We start from the raw sequence: 21,038 nt of genomic DNA, 5'->3' as shown, positions 1-21,038 counted from the left end.
CCGCTGGGGGCCGGACCGGCGGAGCCGTCTTCAGGAGTAGTGCTTCATCGCTTCCGCGACGGTGACCACCGGCATGCCGCGCGAGGCGATCGCCTCCATCACCTTGGTGAAGCCGGCCTGGCTGATCTGCGTGCTCGACGACGGTGCCCCCGCGACGAGTTCGTGGAAGCAGAGGATGAGCCAGTCGCCGCTCTGCGCGCAGCGGTCGAGCTTGGCGCCCTGCCCGGTCACCTCGGCCAGCCCCTCGCCCCCGGTGCCGGTGCCGTCGTTGAGGCCGGTCAGGGCCTTGAGGCGGTACGGCATGGCCGGGACGAACGACTCGACGGTCTCGTAGATGATCGACCGGGCGGTACTGAAGTAGCGGCTCGCGATCCGGTCCACCGGTATCCCGTCCGAGGTCTGCTGGAACGAGCCGTGCGGGTAGGCGAAGTGCTCGTTGGAGAACTTGTTGGCGTTCAGCCAGTCCCGCAGCTGGCCCATGTCGGTGTCCACCTGCTGCGAAGTGAGCTGGTTGTAGCCGGAGTTGTGGGCGGCCGTCGAGAACGCGTGGCCGCCCATCTCCCAGCCCGAGGAGTCCTGCAGGGAGCGCATCTGGTCGAGCGTCAGGTAGTTGCTGGTGCCGGCCGCCTGCGCGATGTTGTACATCGTGCCGGCGAACCCGTGCGCCTTCATGGCCGGCAGGGCGAGGTTGTAGACCGAGGCGTAGGAGTCGTCGAAGGTGATCGAGACGACGCCCTTGGAGAACGTGGTGCGGGTGTCCGGCAGCAGCTCGATCGCCTGAAGGTGGAAGGTGACCGGGCCGCCCGCGTTGTCGTACGCGGCGAACGACATGTCCGTGAAGCCGGACGTGGTGGAGGGTACGCCGACCGGCGAGAGGTCGTAGGAGCCTGCCGCGGCCGCCACGTCCGCCCACTGGAGGTGCACCACCACCCACTCGCCGGACTGCACGTAGTTGGCGGCGGTGGCCGAGTGGTTGTGGAACTGCCAGTGGAAGTTGTTCGCGAGCGTGCCGGTGCCGAGGTAGAAGGCCAGCTTGCTCAGGTGGGTGACGTCCTCGACCCGGAAGGTGAGCCTGATCATCTTGCCGGTCAGGTCCATCTTCGGCATGCCGACCCGGCGGACGTACGACTGGCGGCCCGACCCGTCGGTGGTGACCCGGACCGACTGGGAGCCGGTGATGAACATCGACGTGTCGTTGGCCTCGGAGGAGGCGGTGCCCGCACCGGCCGCCGACCAGCCGTGGTCGGCCTGGAACTGCTGGGACCAGGTGGCCCGGCGGCTGCTGGGCGCGTGCCCGGCCGGCGTGACCAACGGCAGGTCCACCGCGGCGACCTTCGCCGAGCCGGTGGAGGGCGCGGCGGAGGCGGACGACGGCGCGGTGCTCGGGTCCGTCGAGGTGCTCCCGGTCGCCGCGTCGTCGCCGCAGCCCGTGAGCAACGCGCCGCCTGCGGCCAGGAGGCCGCCCGCACCGGCCAGGCGCAGCGCCGAGCGGCGGCTCACCGCCCGCGCGGGGGCGGCGGACGGGGCGTCCTGCCCCAGGGGGCTCAGGACCGGCTCGTTGCTCATCGTGGACTCCTGTGGGCGATCGGACGTGCGGACGGCGAGCGGCACTCAGGGCTTGGGCACGGTGTTCACGTAGTTGGTGCCGTTGCCGTAGAAGTCCGTCACCGTCTTCTGGACGTCCGTCAGGGACATCGCCTGCTTGGCGTTGTAGTAGAACCAGTTGACCTTCATGTCCCAGGTCCGGGGACCGGTGAACGGCAGGTCGACGAACCAGGCGTTGAAGTTCACCACCATCGCCTCGCGCGGGTAGTACTTGCCCGTGCTGCTGAACAGGTCCTTGCCGTCCAGCGAGTAGGTGGCCACGCCGTTCACGGCGGTGATCACGATGGTGTGCCAGCCCTGGAGGCTCATGTTGTGGCGCTGGGTGCTGCGGTCGCCGGCCTTGGCGCTGAACCAGGTGGTGGTGTCCAGCACCGGGCCCTTGGAGCCCCAGCCGCCGTTGGGCATGTACTCGTTGTCGAGTTCGCTGTAGAGCGAGTCGTCGGGCGAGATCGTGTAGAAGGACTCGTTGATGTGGTCGCCGTTGGTGCCGCTGGTGGGCTGGTCGGCGAAGTAGATCCGGGCCGCGTAGGTGCCCGTCAGGAACGGGGTGTTCGCGCTCTGCACCTCGGCCTGCGTGGTGCCTTCCTTGGTCCCGTTGGTGGCGGCCTGGAGCTGGAGCACCTGGCCGCCCTGCGCGGACGGCTCACCCGGGAAGCTGACGCCCCCGGCCGACCAGGTGTCGGCGATGCCCGGGCCGCCCTTGCTGGTGCGGATCCGCCAGCCGTGCTTGATCAGCGCGGGGTCGGTGGGGCCGCTGTAGTGGAAGTTGTCGAACACCACGCCGTCCGGGACGGCCGGCTTCGGGGCGGGCGCCCCCGAGGGCTGCGCCGAAGCGCCCGGGCTCGCGGCCGCGGGGCCGTCGCCGGCCGGCGCCTGGCCCCAGACGAGCGCGCCGCGCAGGTAGCCGGTCACCTGCTTGGACGGCTTGAAGCTGGTGTCGGCGGCGTTGAAGGAGCGGTCACTGGCCTGGTTCAGGTTCTGGTGGTCCAGCCGGAACAGCTGCAGGCTGATGCCCTTGCTGTTCGCACCGGGCGCCAGGGTCCCCGCGCCCGCCGCGAAGGTGAGCTCCAGGTAGTCGGTGGCGTCGGCCGTGGGGTTGGCCATCGGGACGATCGTGCCGGAGACGTTCGAGCAGCCGACCGCGGCGTCCACGCAGTCGAAGCCGTACGCCGAACCGCCGTCGGCGGTGAAGTAGTACCGCACCGTCACGTCGTTCAGGGACACCGTCTTCTTGGAGGTGTTGATGATCTCCAACTGCGGCTTGGCCACCGCGACCACGGGCGTGGGATCGGTGCGGTACCGGACGGTCAGGTCGGGGGGCGTGGGATGCGCGGCACGCCACACGGGATACAGCAGATAGCCGGCAGCGACGAGCGCGAGCACCAGGAGGAGTATTTTGAGCGCACTCCACGCGCGACGGGACGCGCTGCGGGCAGATCCCACGAAAGCTCCTAGTACAGGTGCGAGCGCGTTACTGAGGCCGCACGTTCATATGGTGGTCATAGTTGACCGAATGCAGCGGCCATCCTAGCTACCCGTTCCTGCGCCCCTGCGAGCCGAACTGCCTCAGAACCTGAACCAGGTGCCGTGCGGCGCGACGTCCGTCGAGCGGGTCTTGGCCAGCTGGGCGACCTTGTCGGCGGGCAGCGGCTGGTCCCAGACCTGGACGTCGGCGATCGAGCCGTTCCAGGAGTCCACCCAGTGGGACTTGAAGCGCGCGCGACCGATCTCGATCGGGCCGTTGGTCGACAGGATCCCCGGCGCCGGGGTGGTCTTCGCCAGCACGCCGTCGACGTAGAGCGAGATGGTCTTGGCCTTGACGTCGTAGACACCGGTCAGCGTCGTCCACTGCCCGACGGTGGCCGGGCTCGCGGACAGCGACTGGATGGCCTTGCCGCTCTCCGCGGCGGTCTGCACCTTGAACACCCACTGGTCGTGGGTACCCACGATGTCGCGGCCCAGGTAGAACGAGAAGAAGCCGTCGCTGCCCTGCGAGACGGCGGCCCGGGGCTCGTCCGTCGCGCCGTTGCGGACCACGGCGGAGACCGTGAAGCTCGTGCAGGTGTTGACGACCACCGAGTTGACCTCGGCGTAGCCGTCGGGGGTGCCGTGCGTGGTCAGCGCGAGGCCGCTGTGGCCGTCGACGGTGCCGACCTGGGTGGTGGCACCGAGCCGCAGGTCGTTGCTGCCGGTGATCGGCGCGGTGGTCGGCGCGACACAGTTCGCGGCCACCGGCTGCGGTGCGGGCTTCGGGTCCTTCTTGCCGAGCGGGCCCGCCATGACGAGCGCGACGACCACGATGCCGGCCACCACGAGCGTCGCCACCACACCGATGCCGACCCGCATCAGCCGCTTGCGGCGCGCCGCACGCTCGGTCGCCTCGGCCATCGCCGCCCAGTCCGGCGTACTGCCGACCGGCCCGAATCCGGGCGCACCCCAGCCGCCGTTGCCGTCCTGGCCGCCGCCCACACTTCCCCCGCTCTCCATGGCCCGAACCCTAAGGCACCCCAGAGCACCTGCGAACACCGGGGTAACCGAAGATTTCCCCTCAGCGCGGCCGCCCAACCGCCCCCGCTAAACGACCTGCCGGCCGGCCACCACATCGGTGACGTCGGTGGTGGCGGCCGGGACCGGCGTCCGCGACCGGAAGCAGAACAACAGCGCCAGCCCGGGCAAGCCGGACAGCGCGGCCATCACCAGCACCGCGGTGCGGTAGCGCCCGCCGGCGAGCAGCGGCCCGGCGATCACCGAGCCCAGCGGGATCGCGCCCAGGATCAGGGTGCGCATCAGGGTCATGGTGCGCGCCCACAGCTCCGGCGGGGTGCGGTTGAACCGGACGGTCTGCGACGGCACCCCGCCCATGGCGCCCGCCCAGCCGCAGATCACCTGCCCGATCAGCACCGTCGGCAGGCTCGGCACCAGCAGGAAGAGCAGACCGGCCCCCGAGATGACCCGCAGCCGGCCGATCTGGACCATCGGCCGGGTCGCGGCGGGCCGGGAGCCGGCGATCAGCGAGCCGACCAGCTCGGCCCCGGCGAAGACCGCGACCAGCAGCCCGAAGGTGCGCGCCGACTTCGCGAAGGTGTACTCGGCCAACCAGGGCTGAGTGACCGTCAACATGCCCAGGGCGACGTTGGACGCGCTGAGCGCCAGCACGATGGCGAGCAACTGGCGGTCGCGGCCGAGCAGTCGGAAGACCGGCACCCAACTGCTGCGGGAGCTGCGCCCGTCGGCCTCCGGGGCGGCGGGCCGCACCAGCCGGTCGTCCATCCGCCGGACGAAGACCGCGAACAAGAGGAAGGAGACCGCCGCCAGGCCGAGCACCTGCTCCGCCCCGAGCAGCGGGATCAGCACCCCGCCGAGCGCGGGACCCGCCAGGCCGGTGATCCCCTGGGAGACCACCTCCAGCGCGATGGCCGTCGGCACCAGTTCGGCCGGCACCAGCGAGGGCAGCACGGCCGGGACGATGCCGATCGGCAGGATCTTCAGCAGGCCGCAGACGGCGGCCGCCGCGTAGAGCTCCCAGAGCCGCAGCTGTCCGGTGGCGGCCAGCACCGGCAGACAGCCCACGGCGCAGCCGCGCACCACGGAGTCGGTGATCAGCAGCAGCCGGCGCGAGACCCGGTCCACGATCAGGCCCGCCAGCGCGCCGCCCAGGATGATCGGCGCGGTGTAGAGGATCCCGAGCAACGCCAGCGCGCCGGCGCCACCGCGGGTCACCGCGATCCAGGCCAGCGCCGTCCAGCTGGCGCCGTCGCCCAGCATGCTCAGGGTGACGCCGGACCAGATCCGACGGAAGTCGGCGAACCGCAGGACGGCTCCGTACTTCTTCATACCGTCGCCTCCGCTCTGTCCCGGAGCGTGCCGGGGACGGCGGACGGCGGGTCCGCGTCGATCCGCACGGCGGCGGCGAAACGGTCGGCGACCGCGTCGAGGTCCCCGTCGAGCGGGCAGTCGACGATGACCGAGACCGCGCGGTCGCCGTTGCTCACCTGGTCGCCCAGCAGGTCGCCGCGCGACTTGGTGACCACCACCGCGTGGCAGCGCGCCGGGTGGTCGGCCGCAGCGGCGTCGAACTCCGGCCAGCGGCCGTCCTCGGTCACCCAGGCGACCGGGACGTCCGGCCCCGACCCGACCCCGCGCAGCACGCCGTGCGGATGGTCCAGGTAGAGCTGGGCCGCCTGCCGCCGGGCCGGGCCGGCCGCCGGCCGGCACCCCAGCATCAGATCCAGCAGGGCCGGCTCGACCTCGATCTCGCCGGTGAGCTGCCAGAGCTTGGCGATCGCGCCGCCGGGCGGGCGGCCGGCCACCTCCATCAGCACCGCCCGGCCCTCGTGCAGGCGGAACTCGGCGTGCGTCATGCCGCTGTCGAAGTGGACGGCCTCCAGCAGCTCGGCGTTGGCCTGGAGCAGGATCCGCCGGTCGGCCTCGGCCAGCCCCGGCGCCGGGGAGCGGTGGCCGGTCTCGGCGAAGAACCGGCCCGCCTCCTCGGTGGTCCGCTTCGCGGTGACGCCCGACCAGACCAGCTGTCCCTGGTGCACCAGGGACTCCACCGAGTACTCCGGGCCCGACACCAGCTGCTCGACCAACAGCACCTCGTCCGCCGGATAGGTCCGCACGGCGTCCACCAGCTGCGCGGGCCCGTCGATCCGCTGGACCCCGGAACTGGACATCCGGGCCACCGGCTTGAGCACGGCGGGGAAGACCCTCCAGTCGGCCGCCGCGGCCCGGCCGGCCGGGTGCAGCACCGTCCAGCGCGGCGACAGCGCCGGTGCCGCGACCCGCTGGAGCAGCTTGTTGCGGCAGACCCGGGCGGCGTGCGCCCCCGGTCCGGGCAGGCCCAGGCACTCGGCGATCGTCCCGGCCGCCTCGACGAACACCTCGCCGCAGTTGACCACCGCCCGGACCTCGTAGCGGGCCAGCAGCGGCTGGATCGCGGGCAGCAGGGTGTCCAGCGAGCAGTCGGCGACGTGGACCACCTCCGCCAGTGCGGCGAGCGGGTGGTCCGGGTCGGCCCGATGGGCCGCGAGCCGGTCGGCGGGCGTCTCGGGGCCGAAGACGGCCAGCGGCACCAGCCCGCGCCGCCGGGCCTCGTCGATCAGCCGGTAGTGCCGGGACAGGATGACCAGATCGGTCACGATCAGGACGGCGGGGCGGGGGCCCGCGGTGGTCGGCTCAGACATCGGCGTGCTTCCGGTCAGGGGTCGTCGGGGGCGTCGGAGGCGTCGGGCCTTGCGCCGTCAGGTCCGTCAGGGTGTCCGCGAACTCGGCCCGCAGGTCGGCGCTCAGGGCACGCGCCACGGCCTCGGACTCGCCCGCCTGGGCGGCCAGGAACGCCTGGTTGGCGCGGTGCACCTGCTGCTCCCGGCCGTGCAGCGGGCTGTCGGGACTGAGGTCGAGCAGCCACAGTCCGCGCAGTTCCGCGCCGCGCATGGCCTTGGCCTGGCTGGCCTTGATACCGGCGTGCAGCCAGCGGGCGCCGCGCTCGGCGGCGATCTCCAGGGGCAGGTAGTAGACCAGGTTGAAGTACTCCGTCACCCCGGGGAGCCGGTCGTAGTCGAAGCCCGCCGCCCGCAGGTAGAAGGTGTCGCCCCAGTGGTAGAGCAGGCTGAAGCCGATCGCGCGGCCGTCCTGGTCCCGGCAGAGCAGCACCTCGCCCGGCACGCCCAGCAGGGTCTCCTGCAAGCGGAACTCGGCGGCCAACGCGACCGGGTCGACGGTGCCGCCGTAGCGCCTGCCGGTCTGCGCGAGCAGGAGGGCGGCCTCGTCCGCGCAGGCGGTCAGCGGCAGCCGCTCGACCCGCAGGCCGCTCTCCGCGAAGCGCCGGCGCTCCTTGCGGATCAGCGAACGGCGGCGCGACGGCTGCCCGGCCAGGTACCCCTCCCAGCCGCCGGGCCGCACCGGGAGCCAGGCGTCGAGATGGACCAGGACCGGCGGGGTGTCCACCCCGGCGGACCGCAGGGCCGCCAGGTCGGCGGCGCTGGTGTGCATCGCCACGCAGGGCAGCGCGGTGCCGGCGGTCCCGGTGGCGTCGCCGCCGAGCGCGGCGCGCAGGCCCGGGTCGGCGGCGGTCGCCCGCAGCCGGGGCAGCAGCAGGGCGGCGGCCTGCTCCCGGGTCGCCGCGGCGCCGGGCAGCAGATGGCTCTGGTAGCCGCGGCGCGGTCCGACCATCAGCGCCCGCTGCGCGGGGGCGGGCAGACCGCGGGCGGTGAGGATGTCCGCCCAGCCGTTGGCGCCACCGCGCTCGTCGCGCAGCGCGGTCACCGCGACGGCGGCGTCCGGGGCGTCGGCGGGACCGGCGTGCACCGCGCCCGTGATGCCCTGCCGGTCCCGGGCGGCCATCGCCAGCGAACCCGCCGAGGAGTAGAAGTGCGGTCCGGCCAGCCGGTCCCAGACCTCCGGGGCGACGGCACCGGTGGGTGCGGCGAACTCCGGGGGCAGCTCGGGCCCACCCGCGCCGCCCTCGTCGCGGCGCGCTCCGGCGCAGTCGTGCGACACGGCTCCCATCAATCTCCCTCTCTACGGGTTGCCCCGGTGCTACGCGGTCGGCCGGGCGGGTACGGTCAGCTCGCGCACGGTGCGCCCGGCCCGGCTGCGCAGCAGCACGGCCGGCTGCGGCCGGTCGGTGAGCAACTGCACGGTGCGTTCCTGGGTCCAGCCGGCGAAGCGGAACTCCCGGTCGGCCACGTGCACCAGGCGCAGCCGTCGGCCCCCGGCGACCTGGAGCTCCAGGGCGTCCCCGACCAGCTCGACGGTGACCGTGGCCTGCGGCTGCTCGGCGCCGGCGAAGGGGTCGCCGGTCCGCTCCCAGTCGACGAAGGCGGCCGGGAGGTCGAACGCGGCCGGCAGGGCGGCGAGTTCGGCGGCCTGCAGCGGGTTCTCCGGGCGGTGGAAGAGCACGTCGCCGTGCTCGAAGTACGCGCTCCAGTCGGCCGGGAACACCTCGGCCAGCTCCGGGACCAGGTGGCAGTCGATCACCATGTGGACCCGCGGCTCACTGCCGCTGTTCCACACCGAATGCATCCGGTTGAAGTCGCCGAACCAGAACTCGCCCGGCTGCCAGCGGTGTTCGACGCCGTCGAGCTCCACCACGGCGCCCGGGTTGGTGGTCAGCGGGATGTGCAGCCGGGCCCGGCCCCAGGTCGGGCCCACCATCGGGTCGCGGTGCCGGACCCCGACGGCGCCCGGACCGAGCGCCATGAAGCGCACCGCCCGCAGCGGCGCGGGGAGCGCGGCGAGGATCGAGCGGGTATAGGGGATGTGCGCCAGCCACTCGGTGTCGGCGAAGTCCTCCAGGCCCGGGCCGCCGGGGTCGGTGCGGGTGCCGTCGCCGCCCTGGCTGCGCAGCGAGAGCACCCGCCAGTCGACCTCGGCGCTGTCGCCCACCGCGTCCCCGTAGACCCGCTGGAGGTCCCAGCGGTGGCTTCGCACGACCTCCAGTTCGGCGAGCAGGCGGGCCACGTCGAAGGTGCCGGCCAGTCGGGCCGCCTCGGCCGGCATCGGCACCGTCAGTGCCTCGGTAATCGTCATGATCGTCCCTCCCAGAGGTTCGGCGAGCAGAAGCCTTTCGGATGCTAGGCAGAGACCGACGCCCCCGGGAAATAGCGATTCACGCGGATTCATGCCGTTCCCGCATCAATGCTCGAAGGCCGCTCGGGGACTCATTCCACAGCGGCATGAACGCTCCCGACCCGGCATTTCCGCCGAGCCGAAGGATTGGCCTAGGTTTCTGGCACGACAGGTGTGGAACGGCACAGGAGTGGAATGATCTTCGAGCGCGTTCACGAGATTATTCTCGACGACATATTTTTGCGCATGGACGGCCTCCTGGCCGACGCCGAGCTGTTCCTGAAGCTCGAAGGGCTGAATCCGGCGGGCTCGATCAAGGCGAAGGCCGCGCTCGGCCTGGTCGCCGACGCCGAGCGCCGGGGCCTGCTCAGGCCGGGCGGCCGGATCATCGAATCCTCGTCGGGCAGCCTGGGTATCGCGCTGAGCCTGATCGCGGCCAGCAAGGGATACGCCTTCACCTGCGTCACCGACCCCAATGTCTCGCCGCAGAGCCTGGGAATGATCCGGGCGCTCGGCGCGCAGGTGGTCATGGTGGACCAGCGGGACGCGAACGGCGGTTTCCTGGGGACCAGGATCGACTACATCAAAACCCGGCTGGCCGTCGACCCGGATCTCGTCTGGTTGAACCAGTACGAGAACCCGGCCAATCCGCAGGCGCACTCCGCGACCACCGCGGCGTCCGTTCTGCGGGAATTCGGCCGGGTCGACCAGCTGTTCGTCGGGGCCGGGACCACCGGAACCCTGATGGGCTGCGTGCAGTACTTCCGCAGGTTCTCCCCGCACACCCGGATCATCGCCGTGGACACCGAGGGATCGGTGACGTTCGGCGGGCCCCCGGGCCGTCGGCACATCCCCGGGCTGGGCACCAGCCGTCGGCCGGAGCTCTGCCGTCCCGACGCCGTCGACGACGTGATCATGATCCCCGAGGCCGAGGCGGTGCGGACCTGCCGCCTGCTGGCCCGGGAACGCGGCCTCGCGGTCGGCGGCTCCACGGGGTCCGTGCTGTCCGCGGTGCTGCGCAGCGCGCCGGTGATCCCCCCCGGCGCGCGCGTGGTCGCCATCTCGCCCGACCTGGGCGAGCGCTATCTGGAGACGGTCTACAGCGACGACTGGGTGGCCGCCCGCTTCGAGCTGCCGCAGACCGTCCCCGTACACGTGGCCGGCGACCCGATCGCCGCCGAAGGAGTGAGCTGAGTTGTTTGAATTCGACGTCGTCGGCGGTGTCGCCGTCCGGCGGATCGTGGCCGAGTCCCGCAAGGAGATCTCCGCGATCGTCCGGCAGGCCTACCTGACCCACCACCAGGGGGACTCGGTCAACCCCAACAGCTATTTCCTGCGCTTCCCGGAGCGGCCGAACTCCCGCATCATCGCGCTGCCCGCCTTCCTCGGCGGCGACTGCCAGGTGGCCGGGCTGAAGTGGATCGGGAGCTTCCCCGACAACATCGCGAACAACGTGCCGCGCGCCTCCGCGGTGCTGCTGCTGAACGACTACGCCACCGGCTACCCCTTCGCCTGCCTGGAGGCCTCGCAGATCAGCGCGGCCCGGACGGCGGCCTCGGCCGTCCTGGGCGCCAAGGAGCTGCTGGGCGGCCGCCGGGCGGAGCGGATCGCCGTGATCGGCGCCGGGATCATCGCCCGCAACATCGTGGAGTTCTTCACCGCCGACGGCTGGACGGTCGGCACCTTCGCCGTCCACGACCGCGCGCCCGAGTACGGCGCCGCCCTCGTCCGGCACATCAACGCGACCGGCGGGCAGGCCGAGAGCGTCGACTCCCTCACCGAGGCGGTCGCCGGCGCGGACGTGGTGGTCTTCGCCACCACGGCGGGCGAGCCGTACGTCACCGAGCCGGGCAGCTTCGCGGCCGGCCAGGTCGTGCTGAACGTCTCGCTGCGCGACATCGGCCCGGAGATCATCGCCGAGTCGTACAACGTCCTCGACGACGTCGAGCACTGCCTGACCGCCGGCACCTCCCCGCACCTGGCGGTCCAGCGGTACGGCCACCAGGACTTCATCGACGGCACGCTGGCCCAGCTGATCCGGGGCGAGATCACCCTCGGCGACGACAAGCCGAAGATCTTCTCGCCGTTCGGCCTCGGCGTCCTCGACCTCGCGGTCGGCGCCCACATCCATTCCCAGGCCCTGGAACAGGGGACCGCGCACCGCGTCCCGGACTTCTTCGGCGAGACCGAGCGCTGGAACTGAGCGGCGGAGCAACGGACATGACGACAACCCTGGCCGAGACCGGCCCCCTGTACGGCACGGCCGACACGCTGGCCCTGCTGCTCGACCAGTACGCCGAGCGGTTCCCCTGGTACGGCGAGCTGGTGCGGGCCCGCACCGGCGGCCCGGTCACCGCCCTGGCCGAACTGCCGCTGATCGACGAGCGGGTCCTGAGCGCCCACTACTACGAGGCGGACCACACCGACCTGCCGCAGGCGGAGGCCTTCCACACCTCCGGCACCGCCACCGGCCGCCGCAAGCGGATCCTCTACGCCCCGGCCGACGACGACGCCTACGTCGCCCAGCGCAAGGCCCTGTTCGCGGACTTCCTGGGCGAGGTGCGCCCCGGCGAGGTCGCCGTGGCCGACCTCGGCACCGGCCACGCGGCGGCCTCGGCCCGCCGGATCTTCGAGGAGATGGGCTTCGACGCCCGCGACATCGACTTCCAGAGCCCGATCCACGAGCACATCGCCAAGCTCAACGCCTGGCGCCCGGACGTCCTGTTCACCATGCCGATGATCCTGGACCGGCTGCTGCAGTCCCCCGAACCGCTGACCATCACACCGCGCAGGATCATGGTGGTCGGAGACCTGGCGCCGGCCGCCTGGCGCCGCCGGGTCGCCGAGCGCTTCGGCCTGAGCACCGCCGATGTGCTGGACGTGTTCGGCAGCATCGAGATCGGGGCGATCGCCTACTCCTGCGAGGAGACCGGCCTCTACCACTTCCACGACCACATCCTGCCCGAGGTGATCGCGCCCGCGGAGCTCTACGGCGACAGCACGGCCCCGGCCACCCGGCCGGGCGACGGCATCCTGCTGCTCACCTCGCTGACCCGGCAGTACTTTCCGGCGGTGCGCTACGTCACCGGCGACGTCATCGTCGGGCTGCGCACGATCACCTGGCGCGGGCGGACGGTGCAGGCCTTCGAGCGCATCGACGGCCGCTTCGGCGGCGACTTCAAGCACGGGGAGCGGATCAGCAACCACGACCTGTGCCAGGCCATGGCCGAGGTCTTCCCCAGCCGCGCCTTCGAGGTGGTCACCTCCGGCGGCCTGGAGATCCGGGTGGTGGCAGACCAGGTGACCGGTGATCAGCTCGGCGCCGTGCGCGCCCTGATCCGGGACGCCTCGCCCGACGTCGCCCAGATGATCGACTCGGGCCTGGTGAACGACCTGCGGGTCACCGCCGTCCGCGTCGACCAGCTGCGCTCGAACCACGCCAAGCGGCGCTTCAACCTCCAGGAGATCTGACCCATGTGCGCGATAGCCGGCGAAGCGGCGTTGGGCGGCGGCCTCCCCGGGGGTTCGTTCGCCCGGGAGGCCTGCTCCCTGATGCGGCATCGAGGACCGGACGAGTCGGGGTTCCACGACGCCGCCGAGGTGGCGCTCGGGATGTGCCGGCTCGCCGTGGTCGGCCTCGACAACGGGTCCCAGCCGACCTACACCGAGGACCGTTCGGTGGTCTGCGTCTTCAACGGCGAGATCTACAACCACCGCGAGCTGCGCGCCAGGCTGGAGCGGCGCGGCCGCCGGATCGGTGGCACCAGCGACGCCCATGTGATCCCGGTGCTCTACGACGAGTTCGGCCCGGACTTCGTCCTGGAGCTCCAGGGCATGTTCGCCATCGCCCTGTACGACACCCGGTCCGGGCGGCTGCTGCTGGCCACCGACCGGGCCGGCAAGAAGCCCATCTTCTACAGCCGGCGGGCCGACGGGAGCGTGGCGTTCGCCTCCGAGCTGCCCGCGCTGCTGACCGCCCCCGGCATCGACCGCCGGACCGACCCGGTCGCCATCGACCAGTACCTGGGCTTCCGGGTGGTCCCGGCGCCGCGCACCGCGTTCCGCGCGGTCCGCAAGGTGCCACCGGCGACCGTGCTGACCTTCGCGCCGGGTGAGCTCGAAAGCGCTTGGCGCTACTGGGCGTTCGACTTCACCCGGACCGACCACGAGGTCGATTTCGAGGAGGCCGTCGACCGGGTGGACGCGCTGCTGCAGCAGGCGGTGACGGATCGGCTGGAGTCGGAGGTGCCGCTCGGCGCGATGCTCAGCGGCGGCCTGGACTCCAGCCTGGTGGTGGCCCTGACGGCCCAGCGGCTGAAGCAGCCGCTGCACACCTTCTCGGTCGGCTTCGAGCACGCCGCCTTCGACGAGTCGCAGCACGCCCGCACCGTGGCCGCGCACTTCGGCACCCGGCACCACAGCTTCCTGATCCGTCCGCAGGACGCCCCGGCCGCGGCCGACACCATCCTGCGGCACACCGGCGAGCCCTACGCCTTCCCCTCGGCGATCGCCTCCTACTACATGTACCGCCTGGCGCGTGAGCAGGTGACGGTGGTGCTCACCGGGGACGGCTCCGACGAGATCTTCGCCGGCTACAAGCGCTACAAGCCCTTCGACGGGCCGGACGGCGCGCCGCAGGGTCTGGCGGGCCGGTACCAGAAGGTGCTGGCCGACGGTGTCGGCGATAGCCTCAAGTCCCTGCTGTACAGCCCCGAGTTCATCGACCGGCTGCCCGGCAGCTTCCCGCCCGACCACCTGAGCGGGCGGCTGGCCGAGACCGCGGGCCACCCGCAGGCCGTGGACCGGCTGATGCAGCTCGACTGCAACTTCTGGCTGCCGGACGCCCAGTTGGTCAAGATCGACCGAATGTCGATGGCCAACTCCGTCGAGGCCCGCAGCCCCTTCCTGGACCACCAGCTGATCGCCTACGCCACCGGCCTGCCGGTGGGGACGAAGCTGCGCGACGGCGACGAGAAGGCGGTGCTGAAGGCGGTGGCCCGGCGCTACCTGCCGGCCGGCATCGTCGACCGCCGCAAGCAGGAGCTCGCGGTGCCGCTGGAGAGCTGGCTGGGCGCAGCGCTGCGCGAGCGGATCCAGTCCACCCTGCTGGCCGAACCGTCGCTGGAGCGCGGCTACTTCCGGCCCGACCGGCTGCGCGCGTTCGTCTCGGAGTTCCGTCCGGAGCACAGCTACGCGCTGTGGACGCTGTACATGCTGGAGCGCTGGCACCAGCTCTTCGTGGACGGCCCCGCGCTGCCGGACGCCTGCGCGACGCCGGCCACGCCGGTCGGGGCGGGGGCCCAGCGATGACCCGTCCTGTGGTGCTGATCGCCGATCCGCTCCCGCCGTCCGCGCCGGTCCTGCTCGGATCCGAGTTCGAGGTGCGGCACTGCGACGGCACCGACCGGGCCGCGCTGCTGGACGCCGTGGCGGGCGCCGCCGCCCTGGTGGTGCGCAGCGGGACGACGGTGGACGCCGAGGTGTTCGCGCACGCCCCCGGGCTGCGGGTGGTGGCCCGCGCCGGGGTCGGCCTGGACAACGTGGACCTGGCCGCCGCGCGGCTCGCCGGCGTCCTGGTGCGCAACGCGCCGGCCTCCAACGTGGTCAGCGTCGCCGAGCTGACGGTCGGGCTGATCCTCTCCGCCAACCGCCGGATCGCCGCGGCGGACGCCTCGGTGCGGGCCGGCCGCTGGGAGCGCTCCGCGTTCCAGGGCGAGGAGCTGGCCGGCCGGACCGTGGGCATCGTCGGCCTGGGCCGGGTCGGCACCCTGGTGGCCCGCCGGCTCGCCGCCTTCGAGATGCGGGTGCTGGCCCACGACCCGCAGGCGACGGCCGCGGCGGCCGATCATGCCGGGGCCGAACTGGTCGAACTGGACGCCCTGTTGGCGAACAGCGACGTACTGACGGTGCACGTGCCGAAGACGGCGGGAACCGTCGGCCTGATCGGCGCACGCGAGCTGGCGCTGCTCCGGCCGGGGGCCTACCTGGTCAACACCTCGCGGGGCGGGGTGGTGGACGAACGGGCGCTGGCCGGGGCACTGGCCTCGGGACGGCTCGCGGGGGCCGCGCTGGACGTCTTCGAGACCGAGCCGGCCACCGGTTCGCCGCTGCTCGGCCTCGCGGGCGTCACGGTGACCCCGCATCTGGGGGCGAGCACCCGGCAGGCCCAGGAGCGGGCCGGCGCCGAGGCCGTCCGGGCCGTCCGGGAGGTCCTGCTCGACTAGTGCCGCGTCAGGCACTGGGCGCACTACTCCGGGTCGTTCGCCGCGTCCGGCGCCTCGATGAGGCCCTGCTGACAGATCAGGTACCCGGCGTGCAGCCGGTTCCTGGCTCCTATCCTGGTCATCAGATCGGAGATCCGCCGCTGGCAGGTGCGCAGCGAGATGCCCAGCTGGCGGGCGATCCGGCGGTCGTCGAGCCCGTTGACCAGCATCCGCAGCAGGGTCTTGTTCACGTCGTCCGAGATCGACCGCGCCTCGTCCCAGGTCGAGCGGGTGGGGAAGGGCTCGGCGGTCGCCCAGGCCCAGTCGAAGGACTGGGCGACGAAGTGCACGGCCTCCGGCACCCGGACCACGACCGCGCCGTGCGCGTTGTCGGCCAGCGAGAGCACGGCGGTGCGCCGGTCGTAGACGAGGAAGCGCATGAAGCCGTTTCCCGTGGTCCGGACCTCGGCCCCGTAGTCGACGATCCGCTGCACGTAGTCGCAGGTCGTCAGGTCGAAGCGAGCGGTGTGCTGGTAGAGCGTGCGCATCGAGACGCCGCGGTCCAGCACGACCCGGTCGCGGGTGGCGGTCTCCATGAGCAGCCGGGCGTCCCGCCCGCCGCCGGGCTGGGAGGTCAGCACCTCCGACTGGCACTCGGCGGCCAGCTTCTCCAGCAGGGTCCGCACCGAGGGGAGGTCCGAGATGACCTCGAACCCGTCGTCCTCCTCCCGGGCGATCGCGCCCTCCTGGTAGAGCGGGAGCAGCAGCCGCATGTCGTTGCGGATCCGGTCGATCGTCTGCTGCTGGGTGCTCAGCTCCAGCTCGGAGGGCGAGAGCAGCTGGAGCGCCGCCGACATCGGGTTGACCGCCGCGTAGGTGTCGCCGCTGCGGCCGGCCGGCTGGAGCAGCCGCAGCTCGACCAGCTGGGTGAGCGCGGCCTGCGCCTCGGCCCGGGTGATGCCCAGGCTCGCGGGCAACTCGGCGCAGCCGATCGACGACCGCCGGGTGGCGTACCGGTAGACCAGCGCGGCCGTACCGCCGGGTGCCGGGCTCGCCGGAAGGGCCGTTTTGTCTGCTTTGGTCATACTTCAGGATGCCTCGTGATGTGCCGTGGCGGAAACCTGACACCGGCACTGAGCCAAGAGGCGGTCAACCGCCAGGCATGATGAGTTTGCGACTCCGCCCCCTGATCGGGTGCGAAGAAGTCGCGTCTCATCGCACGAAGAAAATGTCAGGATTAACACCATGAAGCTCCTTCGGCTGGCCGCCACCGCGGCCGCTTCCCTGCTCGTCACCGGTGTCGCCGTCGCCGCCCTGCTGACCCCGGGCACCCCCGCCGTCGCCGACACCGCGCCGACCGGCACGACCGTCGCCGCCGCCCCGGCCCCCGCGCCGATCGTGGTCTTCGACCAGGGTTGGGGCTGACCCTTCCGGTACGGAGCAGTACCCCTTCGGCTGACGACGGGGAGGAGGCCCGGCGGTGGACCCGCCCGGAGGGGTGGCGGGTGCGCCGTCGGGCCTGGTTCGTGAAAGGGGGATCGGATGTCGGTCATGGGAATCGAACTCCACCATCTCCGGGGTTTTCTCTCGGTGGCAGAGGAAATGCATTTCACCCGCGCCGCCGAGAAGATCCATCTCACTCAGCCCACGCTGAGCCGGAACATCCGAAAGCTCGAAGAGCGCATGGGAGTCCGGCTGCTGGACCGGAACACCCGATTCGTGGCACTCACCGCCGCCGGGGCCCGTCTGCAACAGGAACTGTCCTTCCTCCTCCCCCGGCTGGAGGAGGCCCTGCACCCGTCCGCCGAGGAGGCGGTGCTCCGGCTCGGCTTCTCCTGGGGGTTCCCGGCCCACTGGCCGCAACGGCTGATGAGTGGGTTCGAGGAGGAGACCGGGACCAGGGTCGACCTGGTGCGGCGAGACGAGAAGCTGGCCGGGCTCAGCCGGGGTGAGGCGGACGTCGCCCTGCTCTGGGGAGCCGTCGACACCCGGGACATGCACGTGGTGACCCTGCTGGAGGAGCGTCAGGTGGCCGCCGTCGCCAAGGACTCGGAGCTGGGAGCGCGACGCGGCTTGCACTGGGCCGAGGTGCCCGGGCTCGACCACGCGGTCAACGCGCACAGCGGCATGGCGGACTTCGCGCAGTGGCCGTCCGGGGAGCGTCCGAACGTCGCGGCGCTCTGCACGAACTTCGACGAGTGGCTGGAGGCGGTGGCCTCCGGACGCGGGCTCGGCCTGCTGCCGGAGTCCGTCGCGGAACGCCACGCCCACCCGTCGATCAGCTTCCTGCCGGTCACCGGGGCGCCCGCGGTCCCCCTGCACATGGTCGCGCCACGCCAGGGCGGCCACCCGATGGCGGGGAAACTGATGTCCATGGCGCTGCGGGTGCTGGCCCGTACCGCCGCTACGGAAGGTGAGCGCCGGTGTTGACCGAACCCGACCACGAGGTCTTCGAGCTGCCGGGCTTCCGGCTGGAGCGCGGCGCGGTACTGCCGACGGCCCGGCTGGCGTACCGCACCTACGGGGTGCTGGACGAGCGGCGCTCCAACGCCGTGCTCTTCCCGACCTGGTACGCCGGGACCCACCACGCCAATGAGTGGCTGATCGGTCCGGGCCGGCCGCTCGACACCGAGCGGTACTTCGTCGTGGTGCCGAACCTGTTCGGCAACGGGCTCTCCTCCTCGCCGTCCAACACGCCCGGCCCGCTGGGCGGCAGCGGGTTCCCCGAGGTGGAGATCCGCGACAACGTCCGGGCGCAGCACCGGCTGCTGACCGAGCGGTGGGGAATCACCGACCTCCAACTGGTCCTGGGCTGCTCGATGGGAGCGGCCCAGACCTACCAGTGGGCGGCGAGCCACCCGGAGATGGTCCGGCGCGCCCTGCCGTTCTGCGGCTCGTCGCGCACCTCCCCGCACAACTACGTGTTCCTGGAGGGGCTCAAGGCGGCGCTGACCGCCGACGCCGACTGGCAGCAGGGCCGGTACACCCGTCAACCAGCCGCCGGGCTAAGGGCGTTCGCCCGGGTCTACGCGGGCTGGGGGCTGTCCCAGGCGTTCTACTGGGAGCACCACTACCGGGAGCTGGGCTACGCCTCGCTGGAGGAGTTCCTCAGCGGCTTCTGGGAGGCGAACTTCGCCGGCTGCGACGCCAACGACCTGCTGGCGATGCTGTGGACCTGGCAGCACGCGGACATCGGCGCCACCCCGGGCTTCGACGGCGACCTGCCCCGCGCCCTGGGCGCGATCCGCGCCCGCACCCTGAGTCTGCCCTCCCAACGGGACCTCTACTTCCCGCCGGAGGACGAGGTCTGGGCCGGCCGGTACATCCCCGACGGCACGGTCCGCACCATCCCCGGCATCTGGGGCCACCTCGCGGGCGGCGGCGCGGATCCGGCGGCGGCCGCCTTCATCGGCGACGCCGTCCGCGAGCTGCTCACCACCCCTTGGGCCAGGGCCGGTTAGGCCGCCCGGTCGCACCCACGGACCGCCGTGATCGCTGTTGCCCGCCTGTGACAGGAGACGGACTGTTCGGGAACCCCCGATAGGACAGACTTCACCCATCGCACCGAGCAGCGAGCTACCGGATAAGGGCACAGAAGCCCGCGGGGGGAAGTCGGGCTCTGGCGAGAACCCACAGCCCGCTTCTCATAGTTCCTCGGGGGAACAGTCATGTCCGCTCGCGCCCGCCGTCACACCAACGCCGTCCTCCTCACCCTCGCCGTCACCACCGGCGCGACCCTGCTGCTGACCTCCTGCGGCCCGACCTCCACGCCGGCCGCCTCGGCGTCCAACTCCGTTTCGCCGATCGCCGCTTCGGTCCCGACCCCGTCGCCGACGCAGTCCGCCGCCGGTGCCGCCACGCCCACGACCGGCGCGTCCGCCTCCGCCTCCGCCTCGGCCACCGGCACCACCGCCGCCCCGAGCGCCACGCCCAGCACCGCGCCGACCCAGCCGGCCTCGGCCAAGCCGTCCGCCGCTCCGAGCACCGCCACCGCCGCGCCGGTTCCGCTGAACGGCACCGGCCACAACGGACTGACCATCAGCAACGGCACCCGGTACGTGGTGATGAACGGGACCACGGTCGACTTCGGTACCGACGTCACCGGCCTGGCCTGGTCTCCGGACGGTCGCAAGGCCGCGTTCATCGACGGCGCGGGCAACCTGTCCGTCGCCAACCCGGACGGCAGCGCCCGGGTCACCGTCGCCAAGCACCCGGCCGGCGAGACCTGGTCGCACCCGACCTGGCAGGTCCAGGCGGCCTCGCCGCAGGGCTACTACCCCGCGAAGGACAACCTGCTCTTCGCCGCCGCCAAGGCCGGCGTCTACCGGCTGGAGGGCGTCTCCGCCACCGCGGTCAGCGGCACGCCGCACCAGCTCTCCCTGGGGAACTACTCGGGCGACAACGTCAAGGCGAACCCGGAGACCGGCAACCTGTGGCCGGTCGGCGACGCCGCCAACGGCAGCAGCGTCTACGCGAACAGCGACAACGGCGAGGTCTACATCCGCGACGAGAGCCTGCGCCAGCAGGGCGGCCCGGTGAGCGCGGGCTCGCAGCCCTCGCTCTCCCCGAACGGCGCCGAGATCGTCTTCGTCCGCTCGGTGGGCGGGCACGACCACCTCTTCGAGCGCGAGACCTACAGCACCGCCGACGCCAAGGACCTCACGCCCAACACCACCGTCAACTACACCGAGCCGACCTGGTCCCCCGACGGCACCACCATCGCCGCCCGGACCGCCCAGGGCATCGTCACCCTCGCCGCGAACGGCTCCGGCAAGCCGACCCTGGTCTCCGGCTACCAGGGCCTGCCCGCCTACCGCCACCGCTGATCCCCCGGGATCCCCCGGGCGCGTCCCGGACGGTCACTCAGGGGTGACGTACGCCCCTGCGATGCCGCCGTCGACCAGGAAGTCGGAGGCGGTGATGAACGAGGAATCGTCGCTGGCGAGGAAGGCCACCGCTGCGGCGATCTCCTCGGGCTCGGCGAAGCGGCCGCTGGGGATGTGGACCAGACGGCGTGCGGCGCGCTCGGGGTCCTTCGCGAACAGTTCGCGCAGCAGGGGGGTGTTGACCGGGCCGGGGCACAGGGCGTTGACCCGGATGCCCTCCCGGGCGAACTGCACGCCCAGCTCCCGGGTCATGGCCAGCACGCCGCCCTTGGAGGCGGTGTACGAGATCTGCGAGGTCGCCGCGCCCATCACCGCGACGAACGAGGCGGTGTTGATGATCGAGCCGCTGCCCTGCCGCTGCATGTACGGCAGGACGTACTTGCAGCACAGGAAGACCGAGGTCAGGTTGACCTCCTGAACCCGGCGCCAGGCGTCCAGGCCCGTGGTCAGGATCGAGTCGTCCTCGGGCGGCGAGATGCCCGCGTTGTTGAAGGCGATGTCGATCCGGCCGAACGTCTCCTGTGTCTGCTCGTACATCCGCCGCACGGCGGCCTCGTCGGTGACGTCCGCCTGGATGAACAGGCCGTTCACCTCGTCGGCCGCCGCTCGGCCGGCCTCCGCGTCCACGTCGACGACGACGACCTTCGCGCCCTCCGAAGAGAGCCTGCGGACGGTGGCGAGGCCGATGCCGCTGCCCGCGCCCGTCACGACGGCGACGCGGTCCTGGAGTCGGTTCATGGTGTGCTCGCTTCCTTGGGGGGGTCGGACCGGGCCG

The 21,038-nt window shown here is 72.1% G+C and carries 18 protein-coding genes; 9 read left to right on the top strand and 9 right to left on the bottom strand.

The window, feature by feature from the left end:
• Positions 1 to 30: 30 nt before the first annotated feature.
• The 7 genes from BS80_RS21100 to BS80_RS21070 all read right to left on the bottom strand — a co-directional run bounded on the left by BS80_RS21100 (position 31) and on the right by BS80_RS21070 (position 9,135).
• Complete coding sequence (locus tag BS80_RS21100; RefSeq protein WP_083974996.1) at positions 31 to 1,566, bottom strand: polysaccharide deacetylase family protein; 1,536 nt, start codon at positions 1,564 to 1,566, stop codon at positions 31 to 33.
• Between the two features lie 45 nt (positions 1,567 to 1,611).
• Positions 1,612 to 2,988: a cellulose binding domain-containing protein gene (locus BS80_RS21095; RefSeq protein ID WP_232246548.1), complete on the bottom strand. Its 1,377-nt coding sequence runs from the start codon at positions 2,986 to 2,988 to the stop codon at positions 1,612 to 1,614.
• Positions 2,989 to 3,171: 183 nt separating this feature from the next.
• Entirely contained in the window at positions 3,172 to 4,092 is a 921-nt protein-coding gene (locus tag BS80_RS21090; protein WP_083974994.1) for a LamG domain-containing protein, read from the bottom strand.
• An 87-nt stretch (positions 4,093 to 4,179) separates the two neighbouring features.
• Positions 4,180 to 5,439 carry an MFS transporter gene (locus BS80_RS21085; protein ID WP_051966859.1) on the bottom strand — a complete coding sequence of 420 codons (1,260 nt, stop codon included), beginning with the start codon at positions 5,437 to 5,439 and terminating at the stop codon, positions 4,180 to 4,182.
• Positions 5,436 to 6,788 (bottom strand): ATP-grasp domain-containing protein, encoded by a 1,353-nt coding sequence (locus tag BS80_RS21080; protein WP_035799617.1) that lies wholly within the window; start codon positions 6,786 to 6,788, stop codon positions 5,436 to 5,438. Before BS80_RS21080 ends, BS80_RS21085 begins: the two co-directional genes overlap by 4 nt.
• Entirely contained in the window at positions 6,781 to 8,112 is a 1,332-nt protein-coding gene (locus BS80_RS21075; RefSeq protein WP_051966858.1) for a GNAT family N-acetyltransferase, read from the bottom strand. Before BS80_RS21075 ends, BS80_RS21080 begins: the two co-directional genes overlap by 8 nt.
• Positions 8,113 to 8,142: 30 nt before the next feature.
• The gene (locus BS80_RS21070; protein WP_035799615.1) at positions 8,143 to 9,135 is read right to left on the bottom strand and encodes an aspartyl/asparaginyl beta-hydroxylase domain-containing protein; all 993 of its coding nucleotides are present in this window, start codon (positions 9,133 to 9,135) and stop codon (positions 8,143 to 8,145) included.
• A 234-nt stretch (positions 9,136 to 9,369) separates the two neighbouring features.
• Here BS80_RS21070 and sbnA point away from each other — a divergent pair, with 234 nt between their 5' ends.
• Genes sbnA through BS80_RS21045 form a run of 5 tightly spaced genes read left to right on the top strand, consistent with a single transcriptional unit; the run spans position 9,370 to position 15,398 of the window.
• On the top strand, positions 9,370 to 10,368 hold the full coding sequence (gene sbnA, locus BS80_RS21065; protein WP_035799614.1) for a 2,3-diaminopropionate biosynthesis protein SbnA: 999 nt from the start codon (positions 9,370 to 9,372) through the stop codon (positions 10,366 to 10,368).
• 1 nt (position 10,369) lies between these two features.
• Positions 10,370 to 11,377: a 2,3-diaminopropionate biosynthesis protein SbnB gene (sbnB, locus tag BS80_RS21060; protein ID WP_035799613.1), complete on the top strand. Its 1,008-nt coding sequence runs from the start codon at positions 10,370 to 10,372 to the stop codon at positions 11,375 to 11,377.
• Positions 11,378 to 11,394: 17 nt separating this feature from the next.
• Positions 11,395 to 12,645 carry a phenylacetate--CoA ligase family protein gene (locus BS80_RS21055; RefSeq protein ID WP_051966857.1) on the top strand — a complete coding sequence of 417 codons (1,251 nt, stop codon included), beginning with the start codon at positions 11,395 to 11,397 and terminating at the stop codon, positions 12,643 to 12,645.
• 3 nt (positions 12,646 to 12,648) lie between these two features.
• A complete protein-coding gene (gene asnB / locus BS80_RS21050) occupies positions 12,649 to 14,484 on the top strand; it encodes an asparagine synthase (glutamine-hydrolyzing) (RefSeq protein WP_063772025.1) in 1,836 nt (611 codons plus the stop codon).
• Positions 14,481 to 15,398, top strand: a complete 918-nt coding sequence (locus BS80_RS21045) for a hydroxyacid dehydrogenase (protein WP_083974992.1) — start codon at positions 14,481 to 14,483, stop codon at positions 15,396 to 15,398. The genes asnB and BS80_RS21045 overlap by 4 nt, the downstream gene beginning before the upstream one ends.
• Positions 15,399 to 15,421: 23 nt before the next feature.
• Here the strand turns inward: BS80_RS21045 and BS80_RS21040 are convergent, their stop codons facing one another.
• On the bottom strand, positions 15,422 to 16,462 hold the full coding sequence (locus BS80_RS21040) for a helix-turn-helix domain-containing protein (RefSeq protein ID WP_051966855.1): 1,041 nt from the start codon (positions 16,460 to 16,462) through the stop codon (positions 15,422 to 15,424).
• A 160-nt stretch (positions 16,463 to 16,622) separates the two neighbouring features.
• Here BS80_RS21040 and BS80_RS21035 point away from each other — a divergent pair, with 160 nt between their 5' ends.
• From BS80_RS21035 to BS80_RS21020, 4 genes are all read left to right on the top strand, one after another.
• On the top strand, positions 16,623 to 16,802 hold the full coding sequence (locus BS80_RS21035; RefSeq protein ID WP_035799612.1) for a hypothetical protein: 180 nt from the start codon (positions 16,623 to 16,625) through the stop codon (positions 16,800 to 16,802).
• A gap of 117 nt (positions 16,803 to 16,919) precedes the next feature.
• Entirely contained in the window at positions 16,920 to 17,807 is an 888-nt protein-coding gene (locus tag BS80_RS21030; protein WP_035799609.1) for a LysR family transcriptional regulator, read from the top strand.
• Positions 17,801 to 18,838 carry an alpha/beta fold hydrolase gene (locus BS80_RS21025; protein WP_035799606.1) on the top strand — a complete coding sequence of 346 codons (1,038 nt, stop codon included), beginning with the start codon at positions 17,801 to 17,803 and terminating at the stop codon, positions 18,836 to 18,838. Before BS80_RS21030 ends, BS80_RS21025 begins: the two co-directional genes overlap by 7 nt.
• A gap of 207 nt (positions 18,839 to 19,045) precedes the next feature.
• Positions 19,046 to 20,203: a PD40 domain-containing protein gene (locus tag BS80_RS21020; RefSeq protein ID WP_035799603.1), complete on the top strand. Its 1,158-nt coding sequence runs from the start codon at positions 19,046 to 19,048 to the stop codon at positions 20,201 to 20,203.
• Positions 20,204 to 20,236: 33 nt separating this feature from the next.
• Here the strand turns inward: BS80_RS21020 and BS80_RS21015 are convergent, their stop codons facing one another.
• Positions 20,237 to 21,001 (bottom strand): 3-oxoacyl-ACP reductase, encoded by a 765-nt coding sequence (locus tag BS80_RS21015; RefSeq protein ID WP_035799600.1) that lies wholly within the window; start codon positions 20,999 to 21,001, stop codon positions 20,237 to 20,239.
• Between the last annotated feature and the right edge of the window lie 37 nt (positions 21,002 to 21,038).

Origin of the sequence: Kitasatospora mediocidica KCTC 9733 (assembly GCF_000744225.1) — a bacterium.
Classification (GTDB): domain Bacteria; phylum Actinomycetota; class Actinomycetes; order Streptomycetales; family Streptomycetaceae; genus Kitasatospora; species Kitasatospora mediocidica.
Note: the sequence above shows the minus strand (reverse complement) of the source record. Positions and strands in the feature narration are given on the sequence as shown.